Here is a 292-nt window from a genome sequence, read left to right on the forward strand (position 1 = left end):
CCGACAGGCTACCATGGTTCAAACCAATAAAAACCATGCATCCATCTTCTGCGGGTCCCTCGGCAATGAGATTGGTTATGGAGAGACTGTGGCACTGGCGGCATCCTACTGCCGCACTGCGGACCCCACCCGTCTGATCCACAAGCGCCAGATGAACAAGATTGCAGATATGGACAGCGAGACCTATCCTTCTCCTCAGAACATGAGGGAACAGGCAGAAGCAAATCCCACTCGGGCCTTTCTGACCAATGAGTACCTTCACGCTATGGGAAACGCATGCGGAAGCATGGGG

1 protein-coding gene is annotated in these 292 nt (G+C 54.1%); it reads left to right on the forward strand.

Translation table 11 applies throughout. The features are described 5' to 3' along the window. Positions 1-13: 13 nt before the first annotated feature. The coding region (locus tag P0G09_RS19915; RefSeq protein ID WP_275253539.1) for a glycoside hydrolase family 2 TIM barrel-domain containing protein at positions 14-292 on the forward strand (279 nt) is incomplete at its 3' end.

Origin of the sequence: Faecalibacterium sp. DFI.5.82, assembly GCF_029076575.1 — a bacterium.
GTDB classification, from domain to species: Bacteria; Bacillota; Clostridia; order Oscillospirales; family Ruminococcaceae; genus Faecalibacterium; species Faecalibacterium duncaniae.